Origin of the sequence: Trichocoleus sp. DQ-A1 (genome assembly GCF_039961955.1) — a bacterium.
In the GTDB taxonomy this organism is placed as follows: Bacteria; Cyanobacteriota; Cyanobacteriia; order Cyanobacteriales; family FACHB-T130; genus FACHB-T130.
Genome location: NZ_JAMPKE010000031.1, coordinates 30,794 through 50,651 on the forward strand (window position 1 = coordinate 30,794; position 19,858 = coordinate 50,651).

Annotated in this window: 10 protein-coding genes and 1 other RNA gene; 6 read left to right on the forward strand and 5 right to left on the reverse strand. The window is 46.3% G+C overall.

Annotated features, from left to right (window positions below; translation table 11 throughout):
• Nucleotides 1–21: 21 nt before the first annotated feature.
• The 3 genes from NDI33_RS21990 to NDI33_RS22000 all read right to left on the reverse strand — a co-directional run bounded on the left by NDI33_RS21990 (nucleotide 22) and on the right by NDI33_RS22000 (nucleotide 10,205).
• The gene (locus tag NDI33_RS21990) at nucleotides 22–3,558 is read right to left on the reverse strand and encodes a tetratricopeptide repeat protein (RefSeq protein ID WP_190672588.1); all 3,537 of its coding nucleotides are present in this window, start codon (nucleotides 3,556–3,558) and stop codon (nucleotides 22–24) included.
• 108 nt (nucleotides 3,559–3,666) lie between these two features.
• Complete coding sequence (locus NDI33_RS21995) at nucleotides 3,667–4,824, reverse strand: DUF928 domain-containing protein (RefSeq protein WP_190672591.1); 1,158 nt, start codon at nucleotides 4,822–4,824, stop codon at nucleotides 3,667–3,669.
• A 188-nt stretch (nucleotides 4,825–5,012) separates the two neighbouring features.
• The gene (locus tag NDI33_RS22000) at nucleotides 5,013–10,205 is read right to left on the reverse strand and encodes a tetratricopeptide repeat protein (protein WP_190672593.1); all 5,193 of its coding nucleotides are present in this window, start codon (nucleotides 10,203–10,205) and stop codon (nucleotides 5,013–5,015) included.
• 316 nt (nucleotides 10,206–10,521) lie between these two features.
• On the opposite strand from NDI33_RS22000, the gene NDI33_RS22005 reads away from it, so the two are divergent.
• Both NDI33_RS22005 and NDI33_RS22010 read left to right on the forward strand, forming a co-directional pair.
• Nucleotides 10,522–11,016 (forward strand): thioesterase family protein, encoded by a 495-nt coding sequence (locus NDI33_RS22005; protein WP_190415105.1) that lies wholly within the window; start codon nucleotides 10,522–10,524, stop codon nucleotides 11,014–11,016.
• Nucleotides 11,017–11,096: 80 nt separating this feature from the next.
• Nucleotides 11,097–11,822: a 2-phosphosulfolactate phosphatase family protein gene (locus NDI33_RS22010; RefSeq protein WP_190672597.1), complete on the forward strand. Its 726-nt coding sequence runs from the start codon at nucleotides 11,097–11,099 to the stop codon at nucleotides 11,820–11,822.
• 90 nt (nucleotides 11,823–11,912) lie between these two features.
• Here the strand turns inward: NDI33_RS22010 and NDI33_RS22015 are convergent, their stop codons facing one another.
• Together NDI33_RS22015 and NDI33_RS22020 are read right to left on the reverse strand one after the other, a co-directional pair.
• Nucleotides 11,913–12,335, reverse strand: coding sequence for a response regulator (locus NDI33_RS22015; RefSeq protein WP_190672600.1), 423 nt, complete (start codon nucleotides 12,333–12,335; stop codon nucleotides 11,913–11,915).
• A 251-nt stretch (nucleotides 12,336–12,586) separates the two neighbouring features.
• Nucleotides 12,587–13,912, reverse strand: a complete 1,326-nt coding sequence (locus tag NDI33_RS22020; protein WP_190672604.1) for a lipid-A-disaccharide synthase-related protein — start codon at nucleotides 13,910–13,912, stop codon at nucleotides 12,587–12,589.
• 224 nt (nucleotides 13,913–14,136) lie between these two features.
• Here NDI33_RS22020 and NDI33_RS22025 point away from each other — a divergent pair, with 224 nt between their 5' ends.
• From NDI33_RS22025 to NDI33_RS22040, 4 genes are all read left to right on the forward strand, one after another.
• Nucleotides 14,137–16,284: a BamA/TamA family outer membrane protein gene (locus NDI33_RS22025; RefSeq protein WP_242032998.1), complete on the forward strand. Its 2,148-nt coding sequence runs from the start codon at nucleotides 14,137–14,139 to the stop codon at nucleotides 16,282–16,284.
• A 64-nt stretch (nucleotides 16,285–16,348) separates the two neighbouring features.
• Nucleotides 16,349–18,067, forward strand: coding sequence for a serine/threonine-protein kinase (locus NDI33_RS22030; RefSeq protein ID WP_190672607.1), 1,719 nt, complete (start codon nucleotides 16,349–16,351; stop codon nucleotides 18,065–18,067).
• 183 nt (nucleotides 18,068–18,250) lie between these two features.
• Nucleotides 18,251–18,642: a transfer-messenger RNA gene (gene ssrA / locus NDI33_RS22035) on the forward strand.
• A gap of 428 nt (nucleotides 18,643–19,070) precedes the next feature.
• Nucleotides 19,071–19,856, forward strand: a complete 786-nt coding sequence (locus tag NDI33_RS22040) for a hypothetical protein (RefSeq protein ID WP_190433143.1) — start codon at nucleotides 19,071–19,073, stop codon at nucleotides 19,854–19,856.
• The last annotated feature ends 2 nt before the right edge of the window (nucleotides 19,857–19,858 follow it).

Here is a 19,858-nt window from a genome sequence, read left to right on the forward strand (position 1 = left end):
TAACTCAAAACTCAAAATTTTTTAAAGTCCATTTCCTATCAAAATGAACGGTGCCCAATAATAAGGATGGTCAAATTTCGACTCAGCACCGAGAGAATTTTCGCTTCTAGAATTGGGTATTGCTTCAACATTAATACTGCCGCGACTATCAACATTATTAAGCGCTGGGGTTGAGAAATCACTGTGCAGCAAGCCCAGTTGAGATTGGCGAAGGGCTGTAGCTTTTGTGATTGGTGCCTGCTGTGTACTTTGAGCTAAATAGCCGTAGAATTTTTGCATCAGTTGACTGGTGCTGCGATCGTCCACCAGCCACAAGGAAGCGATTACTGCCTTGGTTCCAGCATTGAGGAAATAGTAGCTGATGCCAGCAATCTCTACACCGTCTTGGTCTGGCCCACCCAGTGCCGTTTCGCAAGCTGATAGCACAACCAAATGAACATTGCCCAAATCTTGTAAAGTTTGAATCTGAGAAATTGTTAATTTCTCACCCGTACCTAATAGCAGAAATGAATCGTCTGGGCGTCCTGGCACAAATTGACCGTGGGTAGCAATATGCAAAATCTGATGACCTGTCAGATTATCTCGCAAGGTAGGAAAATCAAAAGCATTGTTGAGAAATTCATTTCCCGGATAAATTCCTGTTGTGTCGTTCGGTTTCTTTTGCACGATCGCATCTAATTCTGCTGGGACATTGGGCAGGGAATTAAAGCCAGCAACTGCATGAGATAGCCCTAACGCTAGAACGGAGGTATTTTGAATGCCAGGAGGAAGGCGATCGCGTACATTTGTTAAGTCAGCAGATAGCACCGTAGAAACGGAGTAGTTCTCAATTAAATATTTTTCGCCATCAAACAATGCACTAATGGGAATGTAGCGAGTAACCCGATCCATCGAAAAAACTAAATTTTGAATTTTATTGGCTTTAAGTTCGGGTTCAATCGGTTTAATGAGCCAGTCGTAGAGTTGTTTACCCGTCGCCTTGACTTCGGCAATGTCAGACCGGGAATCTTCTACTAACTGGCGAAATTTTAAAACAGATTCGCCTAATTGCCGCTGCGTTACGGGAACTTCCAGGCTTTTAACAATGCCTCCTTTCGATGCCCATAGCAGCCAAATTTTGTCCTTGAGTACAAAGGGATAAATCAGCACGGTACCTGGTTGAGCTTCGACGATTTCTTTAGCTTTACTAAGTTTATTGGGATCAAAAAAGGCATCATCTTGAGCGCGACGGCTGCGAATTTCTTTTTGAATGGTTTCAATTGTCTGATTATATTGTTCGGTCAAAGCCTGAAGCCGATCGTTGAATTGGCTCAACTGGCTGCACCGATTTTGCTTACACTGCTCCACTTGCTGCCCAAAAGCGATTAAGGTTCCATTTTCTTTGAGAATCTTTTCTTCAATGGGATTTAAGGCGATTCCTGAAGTTTTATCCCCAGCTCTCGCATTTTTTGTATAGTTGGGTAATTCCTGAATTTTCAACAGTTCTAACACCTGTTGAGCTTCTAAAATTCGTCCTTGCGACAGCAACAAGTTAGTGAAGGCGCGATAGGTGTCGGCAATGGTTTGAGTATATGATTCCTGTTGCTCTCGTGGCAGCACTCGTAAATCTTGGCGAATTACTTCGGTGACATTCACGGCTTGCTTATAGAAAGCGATCGCTAATTCTGGCTGATTCTGTTTCTCCAACAAAAAACCCATATTGCCAAGCGCAATTCTTTCGCCTGTCTTATCGCCAATTTCTCTAGCAATTCCCAATGCTTGCTGAAAAAACTCTAACGCTTGGGGATACTGTTCTAACTGGTTGTAAACTCCCCCAATGTTATTAAGAGTAGCTCCAACGCCAGCCTTATCGCCGACGGTTTGACGAATTGCTAAAGCTTGCTGAAAGAACTCCAGCGCCTGGGGATACTGTCCCAACTGATTAGAAACGACTCCGATATTGTTGAGGGTAACTCCCTCACCCGCCTTGTCGCCAATTTCTTTGAGAATCCCCACCGCCTGCTGATAGAGTTTCAACGCTTCGGGATATTGACCTAAATTGCGGTAGGTTTCTCCAAGATTGTTGAGAGTCGTTCCCTCGCCTGCCTTATCGCCAATTTCCCGACGAATCTCCAAAGCTTGCTTGAAGAATGCGAGTGCCTGAGAATACTGCCCTAAATTCTCGTATACTCCTCCAATGCTGTTGAGGGTATTTCCTTCACCCGCGCGGTTGCCGATAGTTCTGCGGTTAGCTAAAGCTTGTTGATAGAATTCCAGTGCTTGAGGATATTGACCTAAACTATCGTAAACTCCCCCCATGTTGCTGAGCGTGCGCCCTTCACCAGCTTTGTCACCGATGGTTCTAGCAATCTCTAATGCCTGCTGATAGAATTCCAGTGCTTGGGAATACTCGCCCATGCTGTAGTACACTCCCCCAATGTTATTGAGAGTCGCCCCGACACCTGCCTTGTCGCCGATGGTTTTAAGAATTCTCGACGCTTGCTGGTAAGACTCCAGCGCTTTTGGATACTGCCCTAGGCTGTCATAAACTGCCCCGATACCAATGAGGGTGCGCCCTTCACCTGTCTTGTCACCGATCTCTTGGCTAATTGCTAAAGCTTGCTGATAATATTCCAGAGCTTGAGGATAGTTGCCTAAGCTGCGATAAACAACACCAATGTTGTAAAGGTTACGCCCTTCATTGGCGGGATTGCCGATATCTCGGCTGATTGCTAAAGCTTGTTGATGGACTTCTAGAGCTTGAGGATACCTGCCTAGCTTGCGATAAGTGATGCCCAAGTTATTTAGAGTGCGGACTTCACCTAAGCGATCGCCAATCTCCCTAAGAATTTTTAAAGCTTGTTGTTGAAACTCTATCGCCTTTTGATACTGTCCCTGACTGTCATAAACTCCACCAATCGTGTTCAGAGTTCTGCCTTCGCCTAGCTTGTCATTTGCTGCTTTCGCCGTTTCCAAAGCTTGCTGGAGGAACTCTAGTGCTTGCGGATATTGTCCCTGACCGCTATAAACAATGCCAATATTATAGAGAGTGTTTCCTTCACCTATCTTGTCATCTGTTGTTTTTAGAATTCCCAACGCTTGTTGTAGAATCTCCATTGCTTTAGGAAACTGTCCTAACTCGCGGTATGTGGCACCAATTTCTGTTAACGTCCGTCCTTCGCCTACCTTGTCGCGCGCTTCTTTGCGGAGAGGCAGCGCTTGCTGTAAGGTTTCTAAGGCTTTGGCGTATTGACTCAAGCCGTTATAAACTTCCCCCAGGCTAGTAAGCGTTTCCCCAATTCCTGGTTTATCGCCAATTCTTTTGCGAATTTCCAGAACTCTTTCTAGGGTTTGCAGAGCTTCTTTAAACTGGCTGTTACGAAATTGCTGAATGCCTAGTTGAAACAGCCGATCTGCCTCAGTTTTTTGCTCTTGTCGAGAGGCGATAAACCGCATTTTTTGTGCCGGTTCCGCCAAAAACTCTGGTATGGCGAAGGAGTTCGCTACCACTGGGAAGAAGCAACCGAAAAATAAAAATAAGGCTGTAGTAAAGCTAAGTTGCTGAATAGGGGGACGCATAAAAATACTGCTATACAAGCGGATTAGCTTTAATATCCTTCATCGCGTTTCTTTTTTAGTAAGTAATTGATATCTGTCAGTATTATCAGTCAAAGGTTTATCCAATCGTCAGCGCGATCCTCCTCCTTGCGTCCCGCCAGGAACTGCAATTTCCGCAGGATTGTAAGCGCCACCTCTAAGCTGGGTTCCGCTCCCTGCCTGCCCTCCAGGCTTATTTAAAGCACCAGCAGGTTGAGAGATTGGGGGAGTGCTTCCCTGTGTTTGCTGCGGAAGTAAGGGTGCGGTAGCGATCGCCTCCAGCCCCACTGACTTCAACAAATCTTCCCAGGCGGCTGCTAACGTAGAATCGTTAGGGCGATCTCGACGTAGCTCAGCCAGAGTAGTCAGAGTTTCATACCAGATGCCAGCTTTTGCATAGATAGCTGGACGCTCTTGGGGAGATGCTTGCTGTAATTGACTGGCAAGAGAGGCGCTTAATTCGTTGCGTCGAATCCAGCCTTCAACCGAAATATTACTCCCCCGGTCTTCAGGGTCGCAAAGCAGTGCTAAGGAAAAACGGTATGTTTTTCCAACTTGTAGCGATCGCGCATTTGCTTTTTCAGGGAGGCCAACGCTAACAACACCAGGATTTTGAGAAATCTTGAAAGTGGTCTCGTAAACAACCTGTTTTCCCTCTACATCCCATACCATCAACTCTGCTGCCTGCGGGGCATTTTTAGGAATATAAAAGAAGAAGGTTGGATATCCTGTAACCGTCACCCCAAAATTCTTACCAGGATTCTTGCCTGGTACCAATGCAGTTAGACGCTTTGCATCAACAGCACAGGCGCTACTACCACGCGAGGCTCCTGGTTCCCGAATATTTGGAACTTCTTGCTCTGGAGGATTGTAAACGATACCCCTCAAACGTAATCCTCCACTTTCCTGCCTATTCTGTGTTCTTGGCTCCAAAGAGACAAGATTGTTAGAAAGTCCAATAACACCCATTAATTTGGCATTATTCAAATTCACACTGGTTAAGTTGGCATTGGTCAAGTTAGCACCAGACAAGTCAGCGCCGCTTAAGTTAGCACCACTCAGGTTAGCTCCTCTCAAGTCGGCTGCAACCAATCTGGCACCAATCAAGTTGGCACCACTAAGATCGCAATTCAAGCATTTATTGGTTTCCAGCAACCGTTTAAGGTGTTCGGGATTTTCCGCTCTCACTGGCGTAGCGAACCAGAGGACAGATAACAGCCCAGCGGCGGCTAGAATTCTTTGTTTCATTGCATTTGTTGCCTCTCCTAAGCGTTAAGCGCCTCTAGTATAGCCAATTGCCAAAGCATCAACTATCTGAGTTGGGCGTGTTATTATCCATTCCTAATCAGCATCAGAGGTGCAAAATCGTAAGTTAGAAGGTGAGAAATATTTTCCATCTCTTTTACCTTTACCAAGTACCTGAATTTTGATAGTTTTTAAAGCCCATTTCCTATCAAAATGAACGGTGCCCAATAATACGGGTGAGAAAATTTTGAGCCGTTGCTGGGGGTTATCGGCGGTCTAGAACCAGGTATTTGTTCGACAATAATGCCACCCCGAGGATTGGTATTGGCTGCTGTTGAGACATTGCCTTGTAACAAATTGAGTTGAGCTTGGCGCAACGCTTCCGCTTTAGTCACCGCCTTTTCAGAGGTGCCGTTAGCTAAATTTTTATAAAATTGCTGCATCAAGAGACTGGTACTGCTATCGTCCACAAGCCACAGAGAAGCCATCACCGCTTTTGCACCCCGGTTTAAGAAGTGGTAAGCCATACTAGCAATTTCTATGCCGTCTTGACGGGGACCAGCCAAAGCGGTTTGGCAAGCTGACAGCACAACCAAATGAATGTTATTTAACCCGGTTAAAGTTTTTATCTGAGGAATCGTGAGTTGTTCGCCGGTTCCTAAGAGGATGTAAGATTTATCTGCGCTATCAGGAACAAATACCCCATGAGTCGCTAGGTGTAAGATTCGATAACTTTTCAAATTGTCTTGCAGAGTAGCAAAGTCAAAAGAACGGTTTAAGAACTTTTGACCAGGATAAATTCCCTGATTATTTTTAGTTTCTTGACGCACAATCGCATCGATTTCAGCAGGCACATTTGGTAGAGAACCAAAACCAGGGACAGCATCAGATAATCCCATTGCCAAAACAGGGCTATTTTGAGTGCCGACAGGTAGTTTATCGCGGGTGTCAGTATCTTCTGTCAATACATTGTAGATGGTGTATTTTTCGATTAGGTATTGTTTCCCGTCATAAAGGGCGCTCATCGGAACATAGCGCGTCACTCTATCAAGAGCAAAGATCAAGTTTTTCACCTGGTTATTCTTATTCTGAAGTTCCGCCTCTAAGTCTTTGATTAGCCAGTTATAAAGTTTTAGACTAACTGCTTGTATTTTAGTAGCTTCATCAGAACCGCAATGAGCAACCTTCTCACACTCCTTCATTAAATCGCGAAACTCTTTGACTACCTTTCCTAATTCATCTCTTCCAACGTTAACCTTAACGGTTTTGACTGCACCCCCTTGAGCATATAGTTGTAACCACAGTTCGTTTTCTAGAACCAAGGGATAAATCATCACCGTGCCTGGTTGTGCTTCGACAATCTCTTGAGCTTTTGCTAGTTTGTTTGGGTCAAAGAAAGCGTCATCTTTGGCACGGTTAGCGCGAATTTCTTGGTCAATCTTCTGCAATTGTTGGTCAAATTGAACAATCAGAGAGGTGCGGCGACTCGTAAGCTCTTTAAGTTGACTACAATTGGTACTTTCGCACTCATTAATTTGCCTTGCTAAGGCAATAATAGACTCGCTTTGAGCAGGAATCTTTGTCTCCGTCGGAGAGAGTGGAATGTTCGGCTTATCCCCCGTAGTACCTCTAGGACTGATGGCTTCGCGAATTTCCTGCTCTCTCAATAGTTGCTGCACTTGTAGGGCTTCTTTATCCCGTCCTTGGGAGAGCAACAAGGCTGCTAACTGACGATAAATATCAGATACCTTCACCTTGTCGAAATCAACTGTTGCATCCAAGAAAGATTTTTGTAACTCTTGTGGTAAACCTTCGATACCACGCCTGACTTCCTCAATTTTGTTAACCGATTGCTTATAGTAAGTAATGGCAACACTTGACTGATTCAAATCGTGGTAGATACGCGCTAACCCTGAATAAATGAAAGCATCAGCGCTAGGAGCTTGATTATCGGTTGCGATCGCAAGTGCTTGTTGATATACCTCAATGGCTTCTTCTTGGCGTCTAAATTTGCGATGGATATGTCCAACTAGAGTAAGAGCTTGCTTTTCCCAAACTTTATTTTGGACTTTTCTAGTGAAAATTAACCAAGTTTGAGCGGCTTCCATTGCTTGTTTGTCATTACCCAGTTGTCCATAACCAAGACTCAGCAAGATATTAGCAAATGCTTGGACTTGTGGCTGTTTAATTTCTTCAGCAATTGCTAATCCTTCTTGAGCGGATTCAATTGTTTTTTGTGGATTTCCTTGAGAAAAATAGTTTTGGGCAATAAAAAGCAGCACAAGGCTTTCGTCAAAGCGATTCTTGAGTTGACGTAATATGGGCAGTGCTTGTTGATAGAATTCGTTACTTTTTTGGTAATCCCCAAGCTCAGCATAAACAATCCCCAGAGAAGTTAGAGGTAAGGTTTGTGCCGCTGGAACATTAGTTTCACGGGCAATTTTCAAACTTTGCTGAAGTGAATCCCATGTTTTCTGATACTCACCCGAATCTTTGTAGCGGTTACTCAACCGAGCTAAAGCATAAGATTCTAGCCTACGATTTTTCAATTCTCGCGCAATTGCTAATCCTTGCTCTCCTAGCTGTTTGCCTTCTGTGTATTTGCCAATAATTCCGTAAGCACTGCCTAAATAGATTAGTAACTCTGCTTCTTGTTCGCGATTATTTATTTTCCTTGCCTGTGCTAAACCTGGTTCTGCAACTGTAATTACTTTTGGATATTCTCCCAAAGCCTCATACATTTCACTAAGACTACTAGCCGCCGCTACTTCTCCAATGAAATCTTTGTTTTTGCGCGATATCTCCAAAGACGTTTGCGCCGCCTCTATTCCCTGTTCGTATTCCCCTCGAACTCTGTAAGCTTCGCTGAGAACATTTAAAGCTAGGGCTTCACGAGCAGAATTTTGCCTTTGTCGTGCTAAAGTTAAGGCTTGCTTGGCTGTTTCCACAGCTTTGGTAGTATCGCCTAACAAGCCATAACTCTGGCTTAGGGACGTTAAAGCACTGATTTCATAGTTGTTCAGTTTTGCCTTTTGTACTACCGCTAACCTAGATCGAGCAAACTCCACCGCTTTTTGATAGTTACCTTGGTTGGAGTAAATTTCTTCAAGAACATCCAAAGCACTCTGCTCTAGTTGAGGGTTTTCTAGCTGCTTGGCAATTGCTAAACATTGCTCAGCCGACTGCAACGCTAAGGGATAGTTTCCCTGTTTGTTGTAAGCGCTGCTCAAGCTTGCCAGTGCCTTTGCTTCAAGGGAGGATTCTTTGATTTGCCGCGCAATAGCTAAGGCTTGCTGACTGACTTCAATGGCTTTCGGGGCATCTTTGAGAGGCACATTGTATAAGAAAGCCAACTTCAGCAGCGCGTTGACTTCTAATTCAGGTTTGCCGAGGGTTTGTGCACGCTTTAATAGCTGTTGCGCCCAATCAATAGCTTTGTCATATTCCCCAAGATTGCTGTAACTCAGGCTTAAGCCATCTAGGGCACTCGACTCTGTGCTTAACGCACTATCTTGTAAATTTGGCAATAGTTTAGCGATTTCGATTTGTCGCGCTGCGGCTAATGCTTGCTGGTAGGTTTCGACTGCCTTTTGATTTTCTCCAAGTACGTTATAGGTGCTGGCTAAAGTGAGTAAAACATCTGCCTCACCCCGTTTATTATTTTGCTGTCGTGCAATTTCGACTTGTCGCAACCTGATTTCAATATATTTGCGAGAGTCGTCCTGAGTATTGTAAATGCTAGCAAGCTGAGTCAGAGCTGAGTCTTCAATACCTAAATCCTTGGTTTCTCGCGCAATGCTCATCGCTTGTTGTAACACTTCAATCGCTTTTCGCTCGTCTTGAAAGAAGCTGTAAGCTGCTCCCAGATGAATTAAAGCACTTGCTTCTGATTTTGTTTTTTTCAATTCTCTGGCAAGGTTTAAAGCTTCCTGTGCCAACTCTATCACGCGAGAATACTCTGCTTTTGCTTGAGGATACACCCCTCTGTTGACAAATGATATGGCTGTTGAGCTATATATTCCACTTAACAAGATTAGGGTTTCTAGTTGAGCGGGTTTATCCTTGATTTCTCGGCGAATAGCTAATGATTTTTGAAGGAATTCAATGGCTTGCTCGTCTTTACCTTGCAAATAGTAAGAACTTCCGATTAGAGATAGAAAGTTAGACTCTTGGGGCTTATCTTGGGTTTCTCGTGTAATCGCCAGTCCTTGTTGATAGAATACGATCGCTTGCTCATATTGATTTTGACTAAAGTAAATATAGGCTATTCCAGAGAGAACATTGGCTTCTTGCGCTTTATTGGGAATGGCTTGCGCGATTGCCAGAGCTTGTTGCTTAAAGGCGATCGCTTGCTCGTATTGCTTAAGACTGCTGTAAGCCTTCCCTATGAATAGAAGAATGCCAACTTCTTGGGACTTATTCTTTACTTCTCTAACAACAGGGAGGGATTGTTGGTAAAAAGCGATCGCTTGCTCATATTGTTTTTGATTAAAGTAAGAATCTCCCATTCCTTCGAGAATGCCAGCTTCTACTAGGTGAATTCCTACGGCTTGAATAAGAGGCAATGCTTGCTGATAAAATTGCAAAGCCTGGTCATACTTGTCTTGATTAAAGTAAGTTAAGCCGATCTGATAGAGAGTTTCCCCTTCACCTACACGGTTTTGTACTTCGCGGCTGAGGGCTAACGATTTCTCCAACCACTCCAAAGTACGAGGATACTCTTTCATGCCTCGATAGACTGTCCCCATTCGGCGCATAGTAATTCCTAGTAGAAATTTATCCCCTAATTCTTGTTGGATTGCCAGCGCTTGCTGTAAGCTTTCTAAGGCTTTGGGATATTGCTGAAGACCACCCGCGTAAAGCGTGCCAAGACTACTGAGGGTTTTACTTTCTCCTGCTTTGTCTTGTACTTCCCGACGAATCGCCAAAGCTTGTTGCAAGGTTTCTAAAGCTTTGTCATTTTGGTCATTCCAGAAATAACTCAAGCCAATATTATCTAGGGTTTCTCCTTCCCCTGTACGATCTTTTAATTCTCTGCGAATAGCCAAAGCTTGCTGCAAAACATCTAAAGCTTTGTCAGGTTGCCGCAACCAGTAGTAAACCTCGCCGATGTTGTTCAGGGTTTGCCCAATTCCGGCTTTGTCATTCAGTTGTTGCTGTATTTCTAGCACCCGTTGATAGGTGGCGAGTGCCTTTGGGTATTGCCCTTGACGATACTGCTGTACGCCTTGTTGGAAAAGTCGGTCTGCTTCAGTTTTCCGGTCTGTAGAGGTTGGTGCCTGTGCTAAAGCGCTTTCAGAAGGATCAAGGATCAAGGATGAAGGGTGAAGGGTGAGAAGCAGGGTAATCGTGAGAAGACTGAGGTGATAGACGCGACGATGCATGAGACGACTCCTCTACAAGCGGTTTAGCAGATGGCTGGCTTAGAAATTGGTCATTTCATCAGTAGGGAATCGGCAAAAACCCGATACTTGCTGAGGAAATCACGGTTGGCAAGCAGAAAATTTCTATGCTACTGGAAGAGATCCACGCTTGCGATCGCTTGTTACGGAAGAATCGCATTGAGAACAGCACTCGCGTACAGGCTTTATGTCCCTGTTGATGGGTTATCAGGGAGAAGAGTTATCTAACGATCTCAGGAGGCGATCGCGCTCAGTCTAGAGGTACAATCCTCTAGGTGTACTGAGGACGATAGGCAACGTGTCAGAAGAACCACAAACCTCGCCATCACTGCCACCTACAGGCGCGATTGAAAGCGTCTCTCTAACAGCTACGACAGAGAACTGGTTTGAATACCCAGTCAAGGCGCATCCTCACCATACTGACTATGCAGGGATTGTCTGGCATGGCTCCTATATTGCCTGGATGGAGGAAGCGCGGGTGGAATGCCTGCGCTCAATTGGCATCGAATTTGCAGATTTAGTCGCCTTGGGATGCGATATGCCGGTTGTGGATCTTTCGGTGCGCTACCACCGCCCTCTGCGGATGGGAATGAGTGCTGTGCTAAAGACGCGCATGGCAGATACCGAGGGCGTCCGCATCAATTGGGATTATCAGATTCAATCTCTCGATGGACAAGAGTTGTACGTGACTGCAAAAGTCACGTTAGTGGTAGTAGATCGAGAAAAGGGTAAGATTATGCGCCAGTTACCACCCACGATGAAAGATGCGTTGGCACGACTTTCGGCGGTTTAATCTAAATTTGGTAGGCTTTCCTACCTAATGCTCCCTAAAATGTTAAGTCAATAGTTTTGATTGCAGGTAAAACCTTAATTGTGAAGTTATTTGTCTACCACACGCCCGAACTGACTCCCTCCGACAGCGTACCTGAGTGTGCGATCGCCATCGATGTACTCCGCGCTACGACTACTATCGCCACCGCGCTGAATGCGGGTGCTGAGGCTGTCCAAGTCTTTAGCGATATGGGAACCTTGATGCAAGTCAGCGAACAGTGGCAAGCCGATCTCCGGTTGCGCGCTGGTGAACGAGGCGGTGCTAAAGTGTCTGGCTGCGATTTGGGCAATTCTCCCCTGGATTGTACGCCAGAGCGCGTACAGGGACGACGATTATTTATCAGTACTACGAATGGCACTCGCGCCCTAACGCGAGTACAGAAGGCTCCAGTGGTTCTGGCAGCAGCGTTAGTGAATCGTCAAGCGGTGGTAGAATACGTTCTCAGCAAGCAGCCAGAGACGGTTTGGCTGCTGGGATCGGGTTGGGAAGGTAGTTTTTCCTTAGAGGATACGGTGTGTGCAGGTGCGATCGCTCATTCTTTGCAAGAAAAAGGGTCTGTAGAATTAGGGAATGACGAAGGATGTGCCGCGATCGCTCTTTACCAGCAGTGGCAAAATAATTTACTAGAGTTGTTCCACCACGCCAGTCATGGTCAACGGCTGTTACGCCTCGATTGTCAAGAAGACCTGAAATATTGCTCCCAAACCGATATTTTAGATGTGCTGCCGATTCAACGAGACATTGGAGTGTTGGTTAAGAATATCTAAGCACGCCTTATTACTTTTCTCCGTCTGTAGAATGCAGTTTACTAAGCGAATACCAAGGGGAAATGTATTACTTATAAAGTCATGAAGCATCTAACTGGGTGGATTTGCGATCGCTCGATTAGATGCATCACTATCTTTAGAATTCAGTAGTCGTTTGATTTCATTCAAAATGATGTCTAACCCTGCATCTTTCGCTAAAAAAGCATCGGCTTCCGGACAGATTTCTCTGCCAAACTCTAATTCATTGGCACTAATAAAGCCGGTTGCTAAAACTAATAAGGGAGGATTTATAAAATCATTTTTGATATGATTGATGATCTCGCAACCATCCATGCCTCTCTCATACGGAGCTGGGGGAATAGAAAAATATATAATCAGTAAATCGTAACTTTCTATTTCTTGTAAAAACGTAAAGACTGTTTTATAAATATAAACTTCAAAATCTTTTCGTAAAAATCGCTCGATAATCAAACACCAATTTTCATCATCATCCAATACACCTATCTTGTACATGGATTTTGATCCCTCTCTAATCAATAGCTGGGCGAAGCCCAAACCTAAAATTTATTTGCTCAGCTCAAAGCAATCTACTCTCAACGAAACTCATTCTTTATTCTCTATTATAGTTGGGACATCAACTCAATTAAATAAACGGGGTGGGCATGAGTTGGGCAATCATTTCTTTCAACAAGGCTACGCCATCAGAGTAGGGGAAGAACAACTTTGCTCCCCTACTGTCAGTGGCAATTAGCAATGGGTTGAGCCTAAATTGAAAAGTAAAAACCCAACAAGCGTTCCATCACACAAGCCGCAATCCGCTCGGCGGCTCCCGCTTCTCCCATGCGGCGGCGTCCATTTTCAGCAATCAGTTGCAGCCGATCGGGGTCGCGTAATAAATATTGCACAACCCCGGCGACTTTAGCGGGTTGTTCTACCAAAATCAGGGAGGGTCCTAGCAGGCGAGATTGAGCTTCGGCAAAGGCGCTCGTAAACTGAGGGCCTTCTCCGGGGATCGCGATCGCGGGTTTCCCCAATCCGACAAACTGCTCCGTTGCCGTACCAGCCATTGCGATCGCTAAATCTGCTTGATTTAAGCAATCGTTATAAGCGTGCTGAGTCAGAATCAGAGTGCCATTTTCTTTCGTAAAAGTTAGTGCTTCTGGGTCAGAAATCGGTGAGGGAGAGAATTTCTCATTTGCCCCCAGTGCATTAGATTGTCGCCAACCGTGAGCTTCAAGGGTTTGGCACAAAGGGTCTAAATTTAACCCAAGTGCGATCGCGCCTAGAAATAGGACGGGTCGAGGTGCAAACGCCTGCATTAACCCCACACAAGCTTGCATAATTTGCTGCCAATTAGCATAAGCTTCTGGCGGTCTAGAACCAGGGAGAAGCGCCACAATTAGCGATCGCCTCATCTCTTCCTGTTCAGCATTTGACGAATAAAATATTGCTTTTGGTCTGGGTGGTTCCAAACCGTCCATCATCGGGTTCCCTAAATCAAACGCCGGGATAGGCCACTTCTTTAACATCTGAGTTGTCAGCCCATCTCTGGGAAACACCGCCTTACAACGCCGCTGACTCATCAGCCAACGTTCCCAAGGCAGGTAAACAGACCCAGACCAACCTTCCCAGCGCCCTCTTTGGTCGCGCCGTGGCAATGGCCCCGCTTCATCTCGCAAATAATATTCCGATTTAGCCGTACCCACAAAAGCATAGGGAACGCCGCTTAACCAGCCAAATAATAGCGGGACAATATCTCCCACCGCCAGGATTACGCCTCTGCTTCGCTCCTTGGTTCTGCCTGGGGACGTCCACTTCCGGATCGCGCGGTGCTGGGCGAGGGTGAGCTGTAGTAAACCGCCCTGTACATCTCGCACCAGTTGACGCCCATCCATATAGATAAAGCCACCGGAGGGCATCGTTTGCACGTGACCAATGATGGGGATATCTAATTCAGCATAAGCTCGCCCGTCACCCACCAATGGCAAGGCTGCTAGTTCCAAAGAATGAGACTGTTGCTGAAGTTCTTGCAAAATCCGGACGGCAATAATGTCCTCCCCATGACCATTGCTGAGGCACAGTACCCTCATCCCAGACCTCCACAGATTTTAGATTTTCGATTGTTTCTCCATTGCCAATCCAAAATCCAACCTTCCTGACTCCAGAGAAGCCAGGGAAAAATTTCCAAATTCAAAATCGACGAATGGAACCAGACGGCAATAGCGAGTGTCAAATTTAACAAAACCTCGTAAGCGATAAGCAATTAGCGATTTTACACTAGCTACCGTCTTATACCATTTCGCTGGATATCTGTATGCAATCTCCTTCTCCTCCTCTCTCTCCCTGGTTTTCTATAATGCGCGTTCCTTCTTTGGCTATTTGCACTTTAGCGGTTTTGGCTGCGAGCGATCTCAGTTCTCTGGCTAGCGCCAGTACAACTTCTTCCTCTCCAACTCAGACACCAAATGCTGAAGAAGTTGTCGTTGTCCCAGTCACTTCCGATGTGCCCTCCTCGACAGCCGCAACTCAAAAAATAGCAGATGCTCAGGTCGTTGTCCCGGTTAATTCGGGTACGCGCCAGCCATCCACGCCAGCTCAACAATCCGTCAACCCTGAGGTAGTTGTTCCAGTTAATTCTGCCACCACCCGCCCCGCAAGAGCCATTGCGGCACCGGAAACCCGGACACTGCCTCAATTTACTCAGACGACTCGCGTTCCCCAAAAAGCGCCTGCTAGCTCTCTCAATTCACCAGATTTGGTCGTGACCGCGACAGGTATTGAGGTAGCGGGAGCGACACCAGAGTTGCAGCAAATTGTCCGTCAAACGATTAAAACTCGTCCGGGTGGAGATACCAGTCAAAGCCAGCTGCAAAAGGATGTAACGGCGATTTTAGCGACCGGACTATTTACTGATGCCAACGTAAACAGTTATACCGAGCCAAATGGACTGAGAACAGTCTTCGAGGTGAAACCCCTGGTGGTGCGATCGCTCAAACTTTCCGGTGCCCAAGCCCTGACCCCAGCGGTTGCCAACGACATTTTTAAATCCCAACTGGGGGCAAAAATTAGTCCCAATGCCCTCAACCAAAGTGCCGAACAAATCAATCAGTGGTACAAGCAAAATGGTTATGTGGCAGCACAAGTGCTAGCCGTGCAACCCAGCCGCGATGGGGTAGTCACCATTGAAGTCGCTGAGGGTACCGTCGGGAATGTGAAAATCCGCTTTTTGGACAGCGAGGGCAAGCCAACCAAAGGACGCACCCAAGAAAATTTCGTCCGTCAGGAGTTAAAACTGAAGCCGGGTCAACCCTTCCGGGTCGATGCGGCACGGACAGACTTGCAACGGCTGTATCAGTTAGGGCTGTTTGACAACGCGGATGTTTCCCTCAGTGGCGATTCTCGAAAAGTTGACGTGAGCTACGACCTTACCGAACGCACTTCCCGCGCCGTCAACGTTGGGGGTGGTTACAGCGAGAACAGTGGCATCTTCGGCAGCATTAATTATAAAGACCAGAATTTCGGAGGCATTAACCAGCAGGTAGGTCTGAATGTCCAAGCAAGCCGCAGCGACTTACAGTTTAATGGGAATATTACCAGTCCCTATCGCGCCAGCAATCCAGACCGCCCTGGATATACTATCGAGGCATCTCGACAGCGGCAACTTTCCGAAACCTTTAACGAAGATGTCAAGTTGCCAAATGGGGACAGAGTTCGGGAAGGGCAGTTTGGCGGTGGCGTCACCTTCACGAAACCTGTGGGCAATGTCCAAGCCTCGGTAGGCGTGAACTACACCCGCACTAGTATCCGCGATAGCAAAGGCAATCTCTCACCCGTAGATGAATTAGGAAATCGCCTTTCCTATAGCCAAAACGGTATCGACGACAAAGTTTCCGTGTCTGCTGGGATCGCACAAGACAAACGAGACAATCCAATTAACCCAACCAAAGGGTCGGTCGTCAGCCTCAGTACAGAACAATCGATCCCGGTTGGGAACGGCAGTATCTTGATGAACCGGGTTAAGGCAAACTACAGCCAGTACATACCCTTTAATTTAACCAACGGTGCAACTCCAGATGTATTAGCCTTCAACGTGCAGGGAGGCACAACCATCGGCAATCTCCCGCCCTATGAAGCCTTTAATCTAGGTGGCATCAATTCTGTACGGGGCTACGGAAGTGGTGATGTTGCCAGCGGTCGCAGCTATGTGTTAGCCTCTGCCGAGTATCGCTTCCCAGTTTTTAAGCCGGTAGGTGGCGTTTTATTCGCTGACTTTGGCTCCGACTTAGGCTCTGGCGATACGGTGCCGGGAGAACCTGGAACTGTCCGTGGCAAACAAGGAACTGGCTTTGGCTACGGAGCTGGTGTGCGCGTCCAATCCCCGATTGGCTTGCTCAGGGCTGACTTTGGTATCAACGACCACGGTGAAAGCCGACTCCAATTCGGCATCGGTCAAAGGTTCTAACATCGGAAGGAAGAGAAATTTAAAATGAGTTCAAATTAGCTCATCCTTCATTCTTGGTGATTGCATGGACACGCTAGTTGGCAAAACTTTGCAGGGTGGCAAATACACTCTCGATCGAGAACTGGGACGGGGTGGCTTTGGCGTTACCTTTCAAGCCACCCACCACTACTTGGGTCAACCTGTAGTCATTAAAACGCTTAACGATTCCCTCTGTCGGCATCCTGACTTTGCCAGATTTGGGGGTCAGTTTCAGGATGAAGCAAGACGTTTGGCGTTGTGCGTCCATCCCAATATCGTTCGGGTTAACGATTTCTTTTTGGAAGCTGGGTTGCCCTACCTGGTAATGGACTATATTGCGGGTCAAACTTTGCAAGAGGTTGTGTTTCCGGACAAGCCGCTGCCAGAGTCCGCTGCTATCCACTTCATGCAGCAGATTGGGGCAGCAGTCAAAGTGGTGCATCAAAATAATCTGCTGCATCGGGATATCAAGCCCCAGAACATCATTCTGCGGCAAGGAACTCAAGAGGTGGTGCTGATTGACTTTGGGATTTCGCGGGAGTTTACGCCAGACTCAACCCAAACTCACACAAGTATTGTTTCCGAAGGGTATGCCCCCATTGAGCAGTACCTGCCCCAAGCAAAGCGCACCTCAGCGACGGATGTTTATGGGTTAGCCTCCACACTTTACGCGCTGTTAACCGCAACAGTACCAACGCCTGCGGTACTCAGAGACAGGCAACCGATGCCAGCGCCCCGCGACTTAAAACACTACCTAAGTCCGGCGGTAAATCAGGCGGTGATGCGCGGGATGGCTGTTGATGCTCAATATCGACCTGGCAGTGTAGATGAGTGGCTGTCTCTGTTGCCGGATCTTCAGTTTGGAGGTTCCACTGCCGAAACAATGCCGCCAACTCATACAGTGGCAACTATCCCAGCGATCTCTCCATCACCGCCTAGAGGCGAAGCTTTGGTGGGAAAAAATTCGGGTTCAAGAAATGGAGGCGCGATCGCTTCGCCCGTACCAGAAGAGAGAAACCATCAATCCAGTTCTTCCTTCTTCCGAAATCCCCGCAGTCTTTTCATTGCTACAGGAATCGCGATCGCATCCGGTTTAGCGATCGCGTTGAGTTCTGTCTGGCGTCAGCCTCAACCGCCCGACGCTTCCCCTGTTGCCCAACCGGAATCCCAGCCGCAAAATCAGCCACAAGAGGCACAAACTGTCACTCCCGAATCTGTAGAGAAAGTTAATATCACGCCTACTGAGTCTGAACGGCAACCCGTTGAAGTTCAAAAATCCTTCCGCAGAAAATCTCAGCAGCGGGTTAAGCGCGATGTTCCGGATGTTCCTGCAAACACTTCATCGAAATCCCCGAACTCAAACAAGCCGCAATCTAATCGTGAGGCGAACAAGAACGCCGGACAGGCAGAAATAGAACGCAGGGAGCAAAAACAGCCGGTTCCTACATCCGAACAAACTCTGCCACCGGCTGCTAACAATCCACAACCTTCTCCCGCTTCGGAACAGCCGCCACCATCCCCGGTTGCCAATCCGCAGCCTCCCACCGCTTCGGAAGCGACGCCGCCATTCCCTCGCAGCGATCGCAAGCCAACTAATCCTGCACCCTCATCTGCACCAGAGACTTCCGCACCGCCAGGTTCAGTTGTCGTGCCAGTTGTTAAACCAGAAACTCAATCCCAACTGGAATCGGAAAAGAAGTCTAAGCCGGACAAGCCAGAAAAACCGGACAAGCCGGAGAAATCGGACAAACAGAAGGATAATTAGCGACTGCTTGTATCGACGTTTGCACAATTGGCAGCGATCGCTTTTCCCTCTATATTTGGGATGCCAACCGCCGATTAAACCGAACTGAATCGTTCGGCTATTACTCCCGAAAACTGTCTCTGGAAACCTTGTTAAATTCAGTCATTCCTTCAACAAATAACTATAATAGAATATGTGCGACAGGGGGCCTTAATGGTTTCGACAGGTTGGCGAACGCTGCCCCGTGATTCAGGTCGAGAGTGAGTCTTCTCTCGTTAATACTGGACTCAAAAAAAAGTAACTGCGAAAAACAACATCGTAGCATTCGCTCGTCAGGCAGCTGTCGTTGCCTAAAAACCTCATCTTAGGTTTCTGAGCGTCTGTAGTCTGACTCCGTTAAGGGCTACAGAACAACCCCAACGGATGCGATAGCAAGTCGTCTCTGGTAGATTTGCTAGCTAAGACCTCATCAGAGAATCCTGTCATCCGGGATAATGGATGGTTCCCGCCTTGAGGGTTAGATAGGCTAAACCTGTGAATGAGCGATAGGTTAATACCCAATTTGGACACGGGTTCGATTCCCGTAGGCTCCACTTCTAATTACTTTTTCAAACCACCTTCTACCCAAAAGTACAAGGTGGTTTTTGCTTTTAATAAGTTTAGTTTTAATTATCTTAGGTTAATCGTTTAGAATCAACTTTCCTGGAAAGCAGACCTAATAACACTTTTGCGTGTCGGTGTCCATTCTTCGACGGAAATCTCAATAGACTTTGACTTGACACTTTGTTATATATTGCTTAATCTGTCATTAACTTATTCTTAATCATTTTGACGCGGGACTTTTACCAAAACACGAGCGTAACCTCGTGCCATTTGTGCTGGATATCGCGATCGCTAGCGGAGAAATCCCGTACGCTTCCTGCTTTTTAATCGCCCATTATCACTCAAATAGTACTTTAAAAATTCGGGAAATTTTTCAATTCTTCATTTCACCAAGCTTAAATTTTTTAAGAGAGGTTTCAAAATGCAGTTTTTCATCTCTCCAAAGAAAGCTAGGAAATTTCTGATTTTCGCAGTCATAGGGTTCATCTTTGCCAGCCTTGCCAGTCAGTTAACAAGGCACTTCTTATACCAGCAAGGTTATAAGCTCTTATGGTTAAATAAAGTAGTAGAGTTATTCAACGTCGATCGCGAGAAAAATTTTCCAGCGTTGTTTTCAGCATCGCTGTTATTACTTTGTTCAATTTTACTAGCGGTTATTACCTACGCGAAGAAAACTGAAAGCGATCGCTATACCTTCCACTGGGGCGCTCTGTCGGTTCTTTTTCTCTTTCTATCAGCAGACGAATGGCTAAGTTTCCATGAAAAGACGATCGAGCCACTTCGAGATACATTCAAAGCTACCGGATTTTTATACTATACTTGGGTAATTTTCGGTATTGCTTTTGTATTTCTTACCTTAATATTCTTCTTAAAATTTCTCGTCCATCTTCCCGCAAAGATACGGCGTTTATTTCTGATTGCCGGAACTTTCTTTGTTGGAGGGTCGATTGGCATGGAGTTAGTGAGTGGATTTTACGTATATCACTATGGTCGTTTAATTTGGGGAGCCACTTCAACCAAGCAGACAATACAGGCGATTGGATATATGCTGATGTCAAGCTTGGAAGAGTGCTTGGAGATGGTCGGTGTTGTTCTCTTTATCTATGCAGTGATGTCTTACATGAGTTCCTATGTCAAAGAAGTGCAAATCCGCATTGAGGAGGAAACACCGACGGTTCCCTTAATGAAGTACCCAGAAAAAGTTTAAAT

Coding starts and splice junctions, on each gene's coding strand:
- NDI33_RS22020 (WP_190672604.1), bottom strand. CDS start 13,912: ATGAGGGTACTGTGCCTCAGCAATGGTCATGGGGAGGACATTATTGCC.
- NDI33_RS22030 (WP_190672607.1), top strand. CDS start 16,349: ATGGACACGCTAGTTGGCAAAACTTTGCAGGGTGGCAAATACACTCTC.
- NDI33_RS22000 (WP_190672593.1), bottom strand. CDS start 10,205: ATGCATCGTCGCGTCTATCACCTCAGTCTTCTCACGATTACCCTGCTT.
- NDI33_RS21990 (WP_190672588.1), bottom strand. CDS start 3,558: ATGCGTCCCCCTATTCAGCAACTTAGCTTTACTACAGCCTTATTTTTA.
- NDI33_RS22040 (WP_190433143.1), top strand. CDS start 19,071: ATGCAGTTTTTCATCTCTCCAAAGAAAGCTAGGAAATTTCTGATTTTC.
- NDI33_RS22025 (WP_242032998.1), top strand. CDS start 14,137: ATGCAATCTCCTTCTCCTCCTCTCTCTCCCTGGTTTTCTATAATGCGC.
- NDI33_RS21995 (WP_190672591.1), bottom strand. CDS start 4,824: ATGAAACAAAGAATTCTAGCCGCCGCTGGGCTGTTATCTGTCCTCTGG.
- NDI33_RS22015 (WP_190672600.1), bottom strand. CDS start 12,335: ATGTACAAGATAGGTGTATTGGATGATGATGAAAATTGGTGTTTGATT.